At 59.7% G+C, this 14668-nt stretch carries 13 protein-coding genes; 5 read left to right on the forward strand and 8 right to left on the reverse strand.

The annotated features are described in order from the left end of the window. The first annotated feature begins 62 nt into the window (after window positions 1-62). The 3 genes from ATU_RS15785 to ATU_RS15795 are packed head-to-tail and all read left to right on the forward strand — an operon-like array spanning window position 63 to window position 3519. Window positions 63-1013, forward strand: a complete 951-nt coding sequence (locus ATU_RS15785; RefSeq protein ID WP_010973017.1) for an ABC transporter permease — start codon at window positions 63-65, stop codon at window positions 1011-1013. Next, window positions 1013-1864 (forward strand): ABC transporter permease, encoded by an 852-nt coding sequence (locus tag ATU_RS15790; RefSeq protein WP_010973018.1) that lies wholly within the window; start codon window positions 1013-1015, stop codon window positions 1862-1864. The genes ATU_RS15785 and ATU_RS15790 overlap by 1 nt, the downstream gene beginning before the upstream one ends. Then, complete coding sequence (locus ATU_RS15795) at window positions 1864-3519, forward strand: ABC transporter ATP-binding protein (protein WP_010973019.1); 1656 nt, start codon at window positions 1864-1866, stop codon at window positions 3517-3519. Before ATU_RS15790 ends, ATU_RS15795 begins: the two co-directional genes overlap by 1 nt. 186 nt (window positions 3520-3705) lie before the next feature. Here the strand turns inward: ATU_RS15795 and ATU_RS15800 are convergent, their stop codons facing one another. After that, window positions 3706-4182, reverse strand: a complete 477-nt coding sequence (locus ATU_RS15800; RefSeq protein WP_004445447.1) for an Lrp/AsnC family transcriptional regulator — start codon at window positions 4180-4182, stop codon at window positions 3706-3708. Between the two features lie 230 nt (window positions 4183-4412). On the opposite strand from ATU_RS15800, the gene ATU_RS15805 reads away from it, so the two are divergent. Continuing rightward, window positions 4413-5738: an NAD(P)/FAD-dependent oxidoreductase gene (locus ATU_RS15805; RefSeq protein WP_010973020.1), complete on the forward strand. Its 1326-nt coding sequence runs from the start codon at window positions 4413-4415 to the stop codon at window positions 5736-5738. A gap of 90 nt (window positions 5739-5828) precedes the next feature. Here ATU_RS15805 and ATU_RS15810 read toward each other — a convergent pair whose 3' ends face one another. The 7 genes from ATU_RS15810 to ATU_RS15840 form a co-directional block, all read right to left on the reverse strand. Next, entirely contained in the window at window positions 5829-6764 is a 936-nt protein-coding gene (locus tag ATU_RS15810; RefSeq protein WP_010973021.1) for an ABC transporter substrate-binding protein, read from the reverse strand. 139 nt (window positions 6765-6903) lie between these two features. Continuing rightward, a complete protein-coding gene (locus tag ATU_RS15815; RefSeq protein ID WP_010973022.1) occupies window positions 6904-7842 on the reverse strand; it encodes an ABC transporter substrate-binding protein in 939 nt (312 codons plus the stop codon). Window positions 7843-7867: 25 nt separating this feature from the next. Continuing rightward, the gene (locus ATU_RS26920; protein WP_006315104.1) at window positions 7868-9679 is read right to left on the reverse strand and encodes an amino acid ABC transporter permease/ATP-binding protein; all 1812 of its coding nucleotides are present in this window, start codon (window positions 9677-9679) and stop codon (window positions 7868-7870) included. 13 nt (window positions 9680-9692) lie between these two features. Beyond that, window positions 9693-10238, reverse strand: coding sequence for a GNAT family N-acetyltransferase (locus tag ATU_RS15825; RefSeq protein WP_010973023.1), 546 nt, complete (start codon window positions 10236-10238; stop codon window positions 9693-9695). Between the two features lie 23 nt (window positions 10239-10261). Further along, a complete protein-coding gene (locus tag ATU_RS15830) occupies window positions 10262-11449 on the reverse strand; it encodes a M20 aminoacylase family protein (protein ID WP_010973024.1) in 1188 nt (395 codons plus the stop codon). Between the two features lie 83 nt (window positions 11450-11532). After that, window positions 11533-12873, reverse strand: a complete 1341-nt coding sequence (locus ATU_RS15835; protein ID WP_010973025.1) for an LLM class flavin-dependent oxidoreductase — start codon at window positions 12871-12873, stop codon at window positions 11533-11535. 23 nt (window positions 12874-12896) lie between these two features. Beyond that, window positions 12897-13898: an LLM class flavin-dependent oxidoreductase gene (locus tag ATU_RS15840; protein WP_006315100.1), complete on the reverse strand. Its 1002-nt coding sequence runs from the start codon at window positions 13896-13898 to the stop codon at window positions 12897-12899. Window positions 13899-14200: 302 nt separating this feature from the next. Here ATU_RS15840 and ATU_RS15845 point away from each other — a divergent pair, with 302 nt between their 5' ends. Then, window positions 14201-14650, forward strand: a complete 450-nt coding sequence (locus ATU_RS15845) for an RrF2 family transcriptional regulator (protein ID WP_010973026.1) — start codon at window positions 14201-14203, stop codon at window positions 14648-14650. Window positions 14651-14668 lie beyond the last annotated feature (18 nt).

A 14668-nucleotide genomic window follows, 5' to 3' on the forward strand; every position in this document is an offset into this window, starting at 1 on the left:
GGCGACCTTTCCGCCGATGCGGGAAGCCTCCACAATAAGGGCCGGTCGCAGGAGCATCTTGAATGAACAGCCGAATATTGTCTCTTATCGCCAGGCGGCTGGTCGTCATGCTGACGACGCTGCTGATCGTGTCGTTTATCGTCTTTTCCGCCACCAGCCTGCTGCCCGGCGACACGGCGACGATCCTGCTTGGTCAGTCGGCAACGCCGGAGGCCGTGGCCGGTCTGCGCACCGCCATGCATCTCGATGACCCCGCCCTTTTACGCTTCGTGCGCTGGCTTTTCGGCCTGCTTCACGGCGAGCTCGGCACATCCTATGCCAACAATATGGCGATTGCCGACCTTATTGGTCCACGTTTCATCAATTCCATGAAACTTGCCGGCATCACCACCGTCATCGCCGTGCCGCTGGCGCTGACACTCGGCATCAGCTCCGCCATGCTGCGCGGAACGCTGTATGATCGTGCCGTCACGGTCCTGACCATCGGTGTCATCTCGGTGCCGGAATTCATGATCGCGACGCTCGCCGTTCTGCTTTTCGCCGTTTACCTGAAATGGCTACCGGCCCTGTCGCTGGTGAGCGAGATTCACTCCGTCTTCGATGTGCTGCGTATTTACGCCATGCCGGTCATCACACTCACCTTCGTCGTCTCGGCACAGATGATCCGCATGAGCCGCGCCGCCGTCATCGAAACACTCGATACGCCCTATGTGGAAATGGCGCTTCTGAAGGGCGCGCCGCGCATGCGCATCGTGCTGCGCCATGCGCTGCCCAATGCACTCGGCCCCATCGTCAATGCTGTGGCGTTGTCGCTTTCTTATCTCGTCGGCGGCGTCATCATCGTCGAGACGATCTTCAATTATCCTGGCATCGCCAAGCTGATGGTCGATGGCGTCGCGACCCGCGACCTGCCGCTGATCCAGAGCTGCGCGATGATTTTCTGCGTCGGTTATCTGCTCCTCATCACGACAGCTGACATCATCGCCATCATGTCCAATCCGAGGCTGCGCTGATGGCCGATCATCTCAAGACATATTCAGGAACTTCGCGTTTGGGCTACAAGATCAACGCAGTCGGCATTTTCGCCTTTCTCGTCATTTTTATCTGGGCGATGGTCGCGATCTTCGCGCCCTATCTCATTCCGTATCCGGTGGGAGACATCGTCGATCTCGATTATTTCGGACCGATGACCTCCGATCTCTGGCTTGGTTCGGATTATCTCGGCCGCGACGTCTTCTCCCGGATTCTCATGGGTGCACGCTTCACGGTCGGCATTTCGCTGGCGGCCGTCACCATCGCCTGCGTATCCGGCGTTGTGCTCGGCATGTGCGCGGCCGTCGTCGGCGGCTGGTTCGATGCCATGCTCAGCCGGTTTCTCGATGCGGTGAATTCCATTCCAAGCAAGCTGTTCGGCCTCGTGGTCGTCGCCGCCGTCGGTTCGTCCATTCCGGTGCTGATCGTTACCCTCTCGGTCATCTATACGCCAGGTGCCTATCGTTTCGCCCGGGCGCTGGCAGTGAATGTCAACACCATGGATTTCGTCACTGTCGCACGCGTACGCGGGGAAAGCCTTCTTTACCTCATCAGCTCGGAAATCCTGCCCAACATCATCCGTCCGGTGCTTGCCGATCTCGGCGTGCGCTTCGTCTTCATCGTGCTGCTTTTGTCGGGCCTCTCCTTCCTCGGCCTTGGCCTGCAACCGCCGAATGCAGACTGGGGTGCGCTGGTGCGTGAAAACATCGGCGGCCTGCCCTTTGCCGCACCGGCCGTGATCTTCCCGTCGCTGGCGATTGCCAGCCTGACGATCAGCGTCAATCTGTTGATCGACAATCTGCCGCAGAAAATCCGCGACAGGAGCGAATAATGACCAATCTCGTTGAAATCCGTGGACTTAAAGTCGAGGCGACCACCGATTCCGGCCGCCGCATCCAAATCATCAGGGGTGTCGACATCGATATTGCCGAGGGTGAGATTGTCGCACTGATCGGCGAAAGCGGTTCCGGCAAGACCACCATTGCGCTGACATTGATGGGATATGCGCGCCCAGGCTGCCGTATTTCCGGCGGCAGCGTCACGGTGGCGGGTCGCGACATGGTGCAGCTTTCCGAAATGGAGCGGGCCAAGATCCGCGGCACGAAAATCTCCTACGTCCCGCAGAGTGCAGCGGCCGCTTTCAACCCGGCGCAAAAGATCATCGATCAGGTCATAGAGGTCACCCGCATCCACGATCTGATGCCGCCGCAGGAGGCGCGCCGAAGAGCGGTGGAACTGTTCAAGGCATTGTCGCTGCCCAATCCCGAAACCATCGGCGAGCGTTATCCGCACCAGGTTTCCGGCGGCCAGCTTCAACGTCTCTCCGCCGCCATGGCGTTGATCGGCAATCCGGAACTGGTCATCTTCGACGAGCCGACCACGGCACTCGACGTGACGACACAGATCGAGGTTCTGCGCGCCTTCAAATCAGCGATGCGCAAGGGCGGTATCGGCGGCGTCTATGTCTCGCACGACCTCGCCGTCGTCGCCCAGATTGCCGACCGGATCGTGGTGCTGAAAGGTGGCGAGATACAGGAAACCGGCACGACCACGGATATTCTTGAGAATGCCCAGCATCCTTATACACGGGAGTTGCTGACCGCTTTTAACGACAAGGTTAGAACTGTAGCTCCGCTTAAACAGAATGGCGCAAAACCGCTGCTGGATATTGAGAAGCTGATCGCCGGGTATGGAACGAAAGGCGACGACCATATGCCGCTGGTGCGTGCAGTCGATTCCGTCAGCCTTGCGGTCTATCCCGGACGCAATCTCGGTATCATCGGCGAATCCGGTTGCGGAAAATCGACGCTGGCGCGTGCCATTGCCGGCATTCTCCCCGCCGCCAGCGGTCATGTCATCTTCGAAGGTCGGCAGCTGGATGCCGATGCCCGCCGACGCACCAGCGATCAGTTGCGCCGTATGCAGATCGTTTTCCAATATGCCGATACGGCGCTCAACCCGGCGAAATCCATCGAGGATATTCTCGGCCGGCCGCTGGCCTTTTATCACAGCTTGAAGGGCAAGGCGCGCGACGCCCGGATCGACCAGCTGCTGGATATGGTGAAACTGCCACGCTCGGTTCGTCACCGCCATCCTTCCGGCCTGTCAGGCGGACAGAAGCAGCGCGTCAACTTCGCCCGCGCGCTCGCAGCCGAACCATCGCTCATCATCTGCGATGAAATCACTTCGGCGCTGGATACCGTCGTCGCAGCCGCGATCATCGACCTGCTCGGCGAACTCCAGCGAGAGCTGAACCTCTCCTACATCTTCATCAGCCACGATCTTTCAGTGGTGGAAAGCATTTGCGACGAAATCGTCGTGATGTATGGCGGGCAGAAGGTGGAGCATCTGGAAACGGACGCGATCAAGTCGCCGACCCATCCCTATTCGAAGCTGTTATTCTCCTCGGTGCCGAAGCTCGACCCAACATGGCTCGACAATCTCCAGCAGGATGCGGAGCTGGTTAGGGCGTTTTCTAAGCGGTGAGAAACTCTCCTCCGTCATGCCGGCCTTGAGCCGGCATCCAGCCGCATCTGCGCCGTGAAAAGACTCTTTTGCGAGCAAGGACTTGATCGCACTGGACCCCGGATCAAGTCTGGGTTGACGGCGTCTGAATGCAACGCCTTTCCAAAACCATCGGCTTTGTGGGCGCTTGAGGCACCCCCTTCCACCTCAAAGCGGAAACAGGCTGGTCAGTGGCATATGCGATTTTATGATCGGCGATTTCAGCACCACGAAGCTGAAATATTTGTCGATTCCGACATCCATATCCGTCAGCCGCTCCATGATCGACTGGTATTCGACGATGCCTGACGTCACGAATTTCAACAGATAATCATAACCGCCGGAAACAAGGTGGCATTCCACCACCTGGTCGATCTTTTCGACAACACCGAGGAAACGGGCGAAATCGATTTGACGGTGGTTTTTGAGCGTGATCTCCGTGAAGACGGTCAGCGTCTGGCCAAGCTTGTTGATGTTGATCTGCGCCGAATATCCCTCGATATACCCCTCGGACTGAAGCTTCTTGACGCGCATCAGGCAGGGGCTGGGTGACAGGTTGACCAGTTCCGCCAGCTCGACATTGGTGATGCGACCGTTTTTCTGAAGTTCGTAGAGAATCTTGATATCGATCCGATCGAGTTTCATCACGTGCGGGAACCCCTTTTTGATTTTTTCTGAGCGCGGCATAAAATTCTGACGCGGCAGTGGAAATCTTAACACATAGGCGCACGCTGTCGACGCGGGGATATTTTTTTCATCCAGCATAAAGAGTTGCAGACAGGTTTCCGAACAGCAGGAGATGCCGGCAATCACCACAGTCTGGCAGCGTTTACCCGCAAACCACGATAAATTAGGAGAGAGATAAGGAGCCGACCATGCCAGCGCCGCTGCAACAGATCACGACCTCACCGGAATTGCCGAAATCCGCAGACGCCGTCATTATCGGCGGCGGTATCGTCGGTGTCTTCGCCGCCTATTATCTCGCCAGGAGCGGCCTCAAGGTGGCGCTTGTCGAAAAAGGCCTGATCGGGGCGGAACAGTCCAGCCGCAACTGGGGCTGGTGCCGCCAGCAGAACCGCGACGCCCGCGAATTGCCGATATCGACCCAGAGCCTTGCGCTCTGGGAAGAATTCGCTGCCGTCACCGGCGAGAACACCGGTTTTCGTCGTTGCGGGCTGTTTTACCTGAGCGATAACGAAGCGGAGATTGACCGCTGGGCGCGCTGGCGCGACTTTGCCATCACCGCGGGCGTGACGACGCATATGCTGAGTGCCAATGAGGCCAGCGAACGCGGCAGCGCCACCGGCAAACGCTGGAAAGGCGGTGTCTTTTCACCAACAGACGGCACCGCCGATCCGTCCATGGCAGCGCCCGCCGTCGCGCGGGCCATCATCAAACTAGGCGGCACGGTACATCAGAATTGCGCTGCGCGCGGGTTGGAAACGGAAGGCGGCCGGGTCAGCGCCGTTGTCACCGAAAAAGGCACCATCCGCACCAAGACTGCCATCATGTCCGGCGGGGCCTGGGCCTCCTCCTTTTGCCGCCAGCTCGGCATTCGTTTTCCGCAGGCTTCGGTTCGCTCTTCCATTCTGTCCGTCACGCCGGGCGCGGAAGGCCTGCCGGATGCGCTGCATACCGCCGCCGTTTCGGTCACGAAGCGGTACAATGGTGGCTATAATCTCGCCATCAGCGGCCTCGGTCGCATCGACCCAACCGCGCAGCAAATGCGCTTTGCACGCGAATTCGTTCCGATGTTCCTCAAGCGCTGGCGTAGCCTGCGGCCCGGCGGACTGGAGGGGATTCGCGGCGGTCACGAGACGCTGAAACGCTGGCGGCTAGATGCACCTACGCCGATGGAGCGGGTCCGTATTCTTGATCCAAGACCGAATGCCGCAGCCATCCGCGAGACCCACAAACGGGCGCTGGAACTTCTGCCCGCACTGCGCAAAACCCAGATATCCGCCGCCTGGGCCGGCTTCATCGATAGCACGCCGGATGGTGTGCCCGCCATCGGCGAAACAAGCGAGTTGCCGGGTTTCATCCTGGCCGCCGGCTTCAGCGGCCACGGTTTCGGCATCGGTCCCGGTGCTGGCCACCTGCTCGCCGATATCGTGACGGGTTCAAACCCGATCGTTGATCCCGCCCCCTATCACCCCAGCCGTTTCCGTGACTCGTCTTGGGGCAAGGTAGCGGATTTCTAATTTCCCTGCGCTGGGTGCCACTGATGAATAAAACAACACCCGCACGGCATGACCTGCGGGTGTTGTCGTCCGCCGCATTTTTTCGACCGATCAGCTCTTCGGCAGACCGGGTGGATTTGTCCGCGATTCCGGCAAGGCCTCTTCCGCAAGCTGCCAGCGGTCCAGTATCTTCGCGTAAGCGCCGCTCTTGATCAGATCGTTGGTGGCGAGCGTCAGAGCATCGGCCAGTCCCGAACCCTTACGCGTGGTGATGGCGACATCGGAACGTTCCGGCCAGCCGGCGGAGAGCGTTCCGACACGCTTGATGGTCTTGTCGCGCGCCGCGATGAAAACCAGCTGCGCATGCGGCTGGACGATGACATCCGCCCGCCCCGCTGAAAGCGCGACAAACCGGGTGGCTTCGTCATCGTAATATTGCAGCTCGATCGGCTTCAATCCGGCGGCGACATTCTCATCGCTCCATTTCAGCAGAATACGCTCCTGGTTGGTGCCGGCACCCACGATGATCCTCAGCCCCGCCGTGTCCTTCGGTTCCTTGATTTCGGTGATGCCGCTGTCGGACTTGACGAAAAAGCCGTGCAGGCCCTGGCGATAGGTCGAGAAATCGAACTTCTCCTTGCGCTGTTCGGTCACGCCAACATTGGAGATGACGGCATCGTATTTTCCCGAGGCAAGCCCGAGCGGCCAGTCCGCCCATGCCACTGCCACCAGTTCGAGTTCGAGACCAAGGCTGTCGGCCACCGCAAGCGCATAATCGGGATCGGCGCCGACTACCGTCTTTGCATCTGTTGCATAAGTGGCCAGCGGCGGACCGCCGGGAGAAACGGCAACGGTCAATTTGCCCGGCGTCACGAACTTGAAATCCTTCGGAACGGCAGCAATCGCGCCGGGGTCTTTTTCAACCCTGATGCGGCCGGGCTGATCCGGCGACAGATCGAAGACATCGCTGGCGGAAGCGGGTCCGAAACCGGCAACGGACAGGAAAGCGCCAAGCGTAACCGTGGCGAAACGAGAGATGAAGGTCATTGTGGTTTCCCGATTAGGATTGCGGGACGAAAGTAGCGCGGGCGGGAGGATGCCCGCGCCACCGGCTGAGTGATGTCCCACCTTCAACTCAGCATTTGGCAGTTCAGCATTTGGCAGTTCAGCTTTGGGCACTGCCCGCTCAGCTCTTCGGCAAGCCGGGCGGGTTGGTACGGGATTGGGTGATGGCTTCGGAGCCGAGGTTCCAGCGGGCGAGAACCTTGCCGTAATTGCCGTTCTTGATCTGGGCATTCAGTGCCGCCGTGATGGCTTCGGCAATGCCGGCATCCTTTTTCGAGGCGACGGCGATTTCCGCCGCTTCCGGCCAGCCGCCGGAGAAGGTGCCGACGAGCTTGGTCTTCTTCTGGCTTGCCGCCTGGAAGGCCGAAGTGGCGTTCGGGCCGAGATAGGCGTCCGCGCGGCCGGATTGCAGGGCAACGTCCAGCACGGCCTGATCGTCGTAATATTGCACCTCGGTATCGGCCAGCCTCTTCGCCTTGTTCTCCTTGATCCATTTCAGCAGGATCTGCTCCTGATTGGTGGCGGCGCCGACGATGACCTTCAGCCCGGCAACATCCTCGGGCTTGCCGATTGCGGTAACCTTGCTGTTATTGCCCACGTAAAAACCGAGCAAATCATTACGATAGCTGGAAAAATCGAACTTCTGCTTGCGTTCTTCCGTCACGGTGATGTTGGAGGTAACGGCATCATATTTGCCGGATGACAGGCCAAGCGGCCAGTCCGCCCAGGCAATCGGAACTAGCTGCAACTCAAGCCCGAGACTGTCGGCGACCAGCTGGGCAATATCCGGCTCAACGCCAATAGGTGTTTTCGTGTCGCTGGCATAATCAACCAGCGGCAGGCGGAAGGGTACGGTCGCGACCGTCAGCTTTCCATCGGCAGTGAACTTATGGCCGGCGGGCAGAAGCTTGATCGCCTCCTCCACCTTTTCGGCGCGCACCCGGCCCTTCTGCTCCGGCGACAGGTCCACCTCCTGCGCATGCGCGGCCGGCACAAGGGAAGCGGTGGCGGTGAAAAGGCCAGCCGCGAGCAGGGACAATAATTTCGATGAAAATGCCATGTGAGTGTTTCCTTTATTGTTTTGATTAGAGAACTTTTGCGAGGAATTCAGCGGTGCGCGGATGGTCCGGGCTGTTGAAGACCTTGTCCGGCGTGCCCGTTTCGAGGATGCGACCCTGTTCCATGAAGACGACCCTGTCGGAGACTTCGCGGGCAAAACCAATTTCATGGGTGACGATGATGAGGGTAACGCCGGAGCGAGACAGTTCCTTGATGACATCAAGCACCTCGTTGACCAGTTCAGGATCGAGCGCCGATGTCGGTTCGTCAAAGAGCAGCACCTTCGGTCGCAGGGCCAAGGCGCGGGCAATCGCCACGCGCTGCTGCTGCCCGCCGGAAAGCTGGCGGGGATAAGCCGCTGCCTTATCGGCAAGCCCGACGCGGGCCAGAAGATCACGCGCTTCGACCTCCGCCTGTTCTTTCGAGATGCCGCGAACCGCGACGGGCGCTTCGATAATGTTTTCAAGCGCGGTCAGATGCGGGAAGAGATTGAAGCTCTGGAACACCATGCCGACTTCGGCGCGGCGCTTGAGGATTTCGCGCTCCTTCAATTCGTAAAGCGTGTCGCCCTTCTGGCGATAACCAACCAGCTCGCCATCGATGGCGATGAAACCGTCATCCACGCGCTCGAGATGATTGATGGAGCGCAGCAATGTCGACTTGCCGGAGCCGGACTGGCCGAGAATGGTGGTGACGCTTCCCGCCGGAATGGAGAGGCTTATATCGTCAAGCACCTTCAGCGATCCGAAGGATTTCGAAACTCCGTGGATATTGACCGAACCGCCGCGATTGCCGAGCTGGAAGCTAGCCGCGCGAGCCGGTGCCTTACGCTCGGACTTGGCCGTGACCGTTTCCACCGCTCCAGGCGTTGATTTGCGCGGCAGGAAGGTGCGGAAGATCGTGGCAAACAGCGAGGGCGGCGGATTGCGCAGCGCGCCGCGCGAGAAGTGTCGTTCGATATGATGCTGGACGATGGAAAGCGCGGTCAGGATCACCAGATACCAGACGGTCGCGACCATCAAGAGCGGGATCACTTCCAGATTGCGACGATAGATGATCTGGATCGTGTAGAACAGTTCCGGCAGCGCGAGGATATAGACCTGGGACGTGCCCTTCGCGAGGCCGATAATATCGTTGAAAGCGGTCGGCAGAATCGAGCGCATCGCCTGCGGCAGAATGATACGGGAGGCCTGCCGCCGACGTGGCAGGCCGAGAGCCGCTGCGGCCTCAAGCTGGCCCTGGTCGACGGAGAGAATACCACCGCGCACGATCTCGGAAGCGAAAGCGGCCTGATTGAGTGTAAGCCCCAGAATGGCGGCTGCAAAGGGCGTCATCAACTGCGTGGTGTTCCAGCTGATGAAATTGATGCCGGTATAGGGCACGCCGATCGTCACGGTCTCATAGAGATAACCGAGATTGTTGAGGATCAGCAGAAGCACGATCAGCGGGATCGACCGGAAAATCCAGATATAGGTCCAGGAAACGGCAACCAGCAATGGCGAGCGGGAAACGCGGGCAAGCGCCAACAGTGTTCCCAGCACGAAACCGAAAAGGGCGCCGAGCGCGGTGAGCAGCAGCGTTCGCCCAAGGCCGACCAGCACGGGTTCGGCGAAGAACCATTCGGCAAAAACGTCCCAGCCCCAGCGTGGATTGCCGAAAACGGAATGCAGGACGGCCGCGATAACGAGAACGGAGAAAACCGTGCCCACCGTCCGCAGCGGATACCGGGCCGGGACGATGCGGAAATGCGAATAACCGCTTTTGGCCAGCCCGCTCTCGACTGGAGCGGCCTTCGGTTCGTTCAATGCAACATGCGGAAAATCAGAGGCTATTGTCATCGGAACGGACCTTTCAGGGGTGGACCGGGGAAGATTGCGGCTGGGCCACCGGTATCGGCGCTCCGTCCAGAACCGTATTGGAAAGCCATTTTTCGAAAGGCAGCGACCTGATCGTCTCGGGGTCGGCCGCCGTATCGAAGAGCGCGCGGTAACCATTGGTGAGATAAAGGCCGACCGCCTCCGGCTGACGGAAACCCGTGGTCAGATAGACGCGGGCATAACCCTGCCGGACCGCCTGCTCTTCCAGTTCGCGCAGCACGATTTTTGCAAGCCCCTGCCGGCGATGAGCGGAATGGGTCCAGACCCGCTTGAACTCGGCGGTCTCATCGTCGTGGCGCATGAAGGCACCACCGGCGATCGGCTTGCCGTCCCGCAGCAGCAGCAGGAAATTGCCCGAAGGCGGGCTGAAGGCCTCCGGCGGATATTTGTTCAGCTCAGCTCTCGCCCCTTCAGCGTTGAAAAAGGTGCCGTAACGGCTGTCATATTCGAACAGCAACTCCTCCAGAAGCGGGGTTGCGAGCGGATCTTTGACCGATGTGTAGAAAAAACTGTCGCTCATGTCCTTGTCCTCAATTTTTTGCGTCAGGAGAGGTAGGCTTCGGCCAGGCGCACCCAGAAACGCGCTGCCGGTGGGATGATCGCATCGTTGAAATCATAATGGGGGCTGTGCAGCGGCGCGCTTTCGCCATTGCCGACGAAGAGATAGGAGCCGGGCCGCTCCTGCAGCATAAAGGCAAAATCCTCGCTCGCCGTCCTCGGCTGAAAGGCGTCGGCGATCTGTGCAGCAGGAAAATGCCGTCTGGCGACATCGCGGGCGAAAGCCGTCTCCGGTGCGTGATTGATGACTGGCGGGAAACCACGGGAATAAGAGACGTCAGCCGTTGCACCAAAACTTTCCGCCTGCGCTTTGGCCAGCGCCGGAAGCCGCTCCTCCAGCCGGTCACGCACCGCGGTTGAGAAGGCACGCGCGGTGATTTGCAGCTCCACGCTTTCGGGAATGACGTTGGAGGCCGTTCCGCCATGGATGGAACCGACCGTCAGCACCGCCATCTCGCGCGGATCGATATTGCGCGAGACGATGCTTTGCAGGGCGGTGATGAAGCTGGCCGAGGCGAGAACCGGATCGACCGTCTCATGTGGTGCTGCGCCGTGCCCACCCTTGCCGATGATCCGCACGCTTGCCTTGTCGACGGAGGCCATGGCCGGGCCTTCGACGAAGCCGAACTGACCGGTTTCCACACCCGGCCAATTGTGCAGGCCGAAGACGGCATCGACGGGAAAACGCTCGAACAGCCGGTCCTTTATCATTGCTCTCGCACCAGCGCCGATTTCCTCCGCAGGCTGGAAGATCAGCGTCAGCGTGCCGGAAAAATTCGAGGTTTCGGCAAGATATCGGGCGGCGGCAAGCAGGACCGTCGTGTGGCCATCGTGACCGCAGGCATGCATGATGCCAGATGTTTCGCTGGCATAAGCAAGGCCCGTCTCCTCATGGATCGGCAGCGCATCGATATCGGCGCGGATGCCGAGACGTTTTTCGCCGTGGCCGCGTTTGAGCGTGGCGACGACGCCATGGCCGCCAACACCTTCCGTCACCTCATATCCGAAAGACAGGAGATAACGGGCGATGAGCGCCGCCGTGCGCGTCTCCTTGAGCGACAGCTCCGGGTGCCGATGAAGATCGTGCCGGATGGCGATGCTTTCCTCGATAAAGGCAAGGATCCCCCGTTCGGCGTCGTCCTGCGGACGCGCGCCGTCTATGCGGACATTCATGGTTCTGTCTCCTGCGCAGCGCGTTTTCGCCCCGCGTCTTGAAATCTGTGCCGGGCGGCGATCACCACCGCCCGGCCGCAACCTTATGCGATGGCCTTGTTCGCGCTGCTTTCGCTGCCGGAATAGACACTTTCCTTGAAAGGCAGGCCGAGATGGTCGCGCAGCGTCGCCCCTTCAAGATGCGGATCGAAATAACCGCGCCGCTGCAGCACCGGGATGACGAGGCGTATGAAATCATCCAGCCCTTCGGCAATCACCGGGAAGCCGAGAATGAAGCCGTCGGCCGCATCATGCTCCACCCAGCGGATGATCTCGTCCGCCACCTTGTCCGGCGTGCCGATGAAACCTTCGCGCGGCGTTGCGGCCTCCAGCGCCGCTTCCCTGAGCGTCTGGTTCTTTTCCTTCGCCCGCCGTTTGATGCGGTCGGTCGTCGAGCGGAAGCTGTTTTTGCCGATCTCGCCGAGCTCGGGGAAAGGCTCATCCAGCGGGTAGACGCTGAAATCGTGATGATCGAAGAAGCGTCCGAGATAGGCGAGCGCATCCTCTATCGTGATGAGGTTGCAGATGACGTCGTATTTCGCCTCCGCCTCCTCCTGCGTCTCAGCGACGATGGGGCCGATGCCCGGGAAAATCTTGACGTCCGCCGTTGATCTGCCCTGCGCAACGGCGCTCTGTTTCACCCGCTTCAGGAAGGTCTGGTTTTCCTCCAGCGAGGCGGAATTGGTGAAGACGGCATCCGCATGTTTGCCGGCAAGGCCGATGCCGGCGTCGGAGGAGCCGGCCTGGAATACCACCGGCTGCCCCTGCGGCGACCGCTGGATGTTGAGCGGGCCTTCCACCTGGAAGAAACGGCCCTTGTGGCCGAGCGTGTGGAGTTTGTCTCGGTCGAAGAATTGCCCGGTTTCACGGTTGCGAACGAAGGCACCGTCGTCCCAGCTGTCCCACAGGCCCTTGACGACCTCTAGATATTCGTCGGCGATTTCGTAACGCAGTGCGTGTTCGGGGTGGTTGCGACTGTAGTTTTTCGCCGTGCCTTCAAGCGGCGTCGTCACCGCATTCCATCCGGCACGGCCGCCGCTCAGAAGGTCGAGCGAGGCGAATTGTCGGGCAATCGTGAAAGGATCGCTGTAGGAGGTGGAGACCGTACCCGCAAGACCGATCTTCGAAGTGACCGCGGCGAGCGCCGAAAGGATGGTCAGCGGCTCGAACCGGTTGAGGAAATGCGGAATGGACTTGTCGTTGATATAGAGGCCATCCGCCACAAAGGCGAAAGCGATGCCGGCCGCTTCGGCTTTCAGCGCGGTCTTCTTGAAGAAGTCGAAATTGACGCTGGCATCCACCGGGCTCTTGGGGTGCCGCCAGGCGTTCATGTGCCCGCCGGGACCCTGAAGCATGATGCCGAAACGGATTTTCTTTTTCGTCATGTCATTTTCTCCTGAGGACAAAATTACGCTGCCCGGGAAAGGCGATGCGTGGCCAAGAGCTCGATCGAAGCAAGCCGCTGATCGGCCCCGACATGCGGCGGCTCGATGATGAATTCCTCGATGCCATGTTCTTCGGAAAGCGCGCGCAGCGCCCGGTGAATATCGTCCGGCCCACCATGCAGGACATTGGGCTTGCGCTCTTCGATGCGATAATCGCTGTCACCGGACTGGCGGGCGAACTCTTCCGCCTGTTCGCGGCGGCCGAGATTGAAGGCCCTGCCATCGCTCAGGAATACGCGGTAGATGCGCTGGCCTTCGACCTGTCTTGCCGCATGGGCGGGATCGCTCGCGGCAAAAGCCGAGAGGGCAAGGATCGGCGCGCTTCCGCCGCTTGTCTCACGGAAAGCCAAGAGGCTGCGGCGCAGAACCTCCGGATCGCCGTTGAGATGGCCGGCAAAAACGAAATTCCATCCTTTGGACGCTGCAAGCCTTGCGCTTTCCGGGCTGGCACCGAGCAGAAAACGTTCCGCCGCAATCGGCGGCACGGGTGTCGCCTGTAGTCCGGCCTGAGCTTGGTCCTGCGGTGCGCTGCCGGCGAGAAATGTCGTGAGCTCACCAAAAGCCGTCTCGAAATCCGGCTTCCGGGCGAGATCATAGGCCTGCTGCAAGGCGGAGGTTGCAAGCGGCAGGCCGCCCGGTGTCTTGCCGACGCCAAGATCGACCCGGCCGGGCGCCAGCGAGGAGAGGACATTAAAAACCTCGGCAACCTTGTAGGGGCTGTAATGCTGCAGCATCACGCCACCCGAACCGACGCGAATGCGGGAGGTCTTCGCCAGAATCCACGCCACCAGCGCCTCGGGCGCAGAACCGGCAAGTTCAGGCGAATTGTGATGTTCGGCCACCCAGAACCGGCGATATCCCAGTTCCTCGGCGCGCTTGGCGAGATTGATCGTATCGCGGAACGCGCTTACCGCATCCTCACCTGTCGGCACCGGGCTCTTGTCGAGCAAACTGAGCGTATACATCGTCACCTCGTGTGTCTTGATGCATAGTTTGTCTACCGATTTTATATTCTAATAAAGGATGTTTGTTCCATGCTGCGAGGAGAACAGAGAAAATATTGTTTTCAGTCAGGTTTTCGAAGTCTGCCTTGATCGGGGCGCTCGAAAACGCTGAAAACCTTGCCTCAAAGGACTGCTACAGGGCGCTTTCACCGGAGAACGCACTGAAACGGGCTTGCACCGGAATTCGCTAAAAACTACTAAGTAACTTAGGAACATTACGATCCGGCATTGTGAATATGCCGGTTCTCTTTTCGGATCAGGCGATGTTGACCAAAAAAGGCAAATACGGATTGAAGGCGCTTGTCGATCTGGCGCGGTTGCCCCAAGGCGAGACTGCCTTCGTGACCGAGATTGCGACCCGTAACAACATCCCGAAAAAATTCCTGGACACCATTCTTCTGGAACTGCGCAACAGCGGCATTCTGCGCTCCAAGAAGGGCCCGAATGGCGGTTATTCGCTCTCGAAGCTGCCCTCCGAAATCATGATCGGACAGGTCATCCGCACGCTGGATGGCCCGCTCGCGCCCATTCGCTGCGCAAGCCGCACGGCCTTTGAAGCCTGTGATGACTGCGATGATCCCGAGACCTGTCAGGTCAGGGTTTCGATGACGGACGTGCGTGATGCCATCGCAACCATTCTGGACAATATGACGCTCGCGCAATTCGTCGCAAAGGATGGGCAGGACCAGCGGTCCATCCCAGCCGGCGAATAGGATTTCGCAGAGACGGCA

Source organism: Agrobacterium fabrum str. C58 (genome assembly GCF_000092025.1).
Classification (GTDB): Bacteria; Pseudomonadota; Alphaproteobacteria; order Rhizobiales; family Rhizobiaceae; genus Agrobacterium; species Agrobacterium fabrum.

What these genes read in the sequence shown, in the direction of transcription:
- ATU_RS15785 (WP_010973017.1), top strand. Translation starts at nt 63, where the DNA reads ATGAACAGCCGAATATTGTCTCTTATCGCCAGGCGGCTGGTCGTCATG.
- ATU_RS15790 (WP_010973018.1), top strand. Translation starts at nt 1,013, where the DNA reads ATGGCCGATCATCTCAAGACATATTCAGGAACTTCGCGTTTGGGCTAC.
- ATU_RS15795 (WP_010973019.1), top strand. Translation starts at nt 1,864, where the DNA reads ATGACCAATCTCGTTGAAATCCGTGGACTTAAAGTCGAGGCGACCACC.
- ATU_RS15800 (WP_004445447.1), bottom strand. Translation starts at nt 4,182, where the DNA reads ATGAAACTCGATCGGATCGATATCAAGATTCTCTACGAACTTCAGAAA.
- ATU_RS15805 (WP_010973020.1), top strand. Translation starts at nt 4,413, where the DNA reads ATGCCAGCGCCGCTGCAACAGATCACGACCTCACCGGAATTGCCGAAA.
- ATU_RS15810 (WP_010973021.1), bottom strand. Translation starts at nt 6,764, where the DNA reads ATGACCTTCATCTCTCGTTTCGCCACGGTTACGCTTGGCGCTTTCCTG.
- ATU_RS15815 (WP_010973022.1), bottom strand. Translation starts at nt 7,842, where the DNA reads ATGGCATTTTCATCGAAATTATTGTCCCTGCTCGCGGCTGGCCTTTTC.
- ATU_RS26920 (WP_006315104.1), bottom strand. Translation starts at nt 9,679, where the DNA reads ATGACAATAGCCTCTGATTTTCCGCATGTTGCATTGAACGAACCGAAG.
- ATU_RS15825 (WP_010973023.1), bottom strand. Translation starts at nt 10,238, where the DNA reads ATGAGCGACAGTTTTTTCTACACATCGGTCAAAGATCCGCTCGCAACC.
- ATU_RS15830 (WP_010973024.1), bottom strand. Translation starts at nt 11,449, where the DNA reads ATGAATGTCCGCATAGACGGCGCGCGTCCGCAGGACGACGCCGAACGG.
- ATU_RS15835 (WP_010973025.1), bottom strand. Translation starts at nt 12,873, where the DNA reads ATGACGAAAAAGAAAATCCGTTTCGGCATCATGCTTCAGGGTCCCGGC.
- ATU_RS15840 (WP_006315100.1), bottom strand. Translation starts at nt 13,898, where the DNA reads ATGTATACGCTCAGTTTGCTCGACAAGAGCCCGGTGCCGACAGGTGAG.
- ATU_RS15845 (WP_010973026.1), top strand. Translation starts at nt 14,201, where the DNA reads ATGTTGACCAAAAAAGGCAAATACGGATTGAAGGCGCTTGTCGATCTG.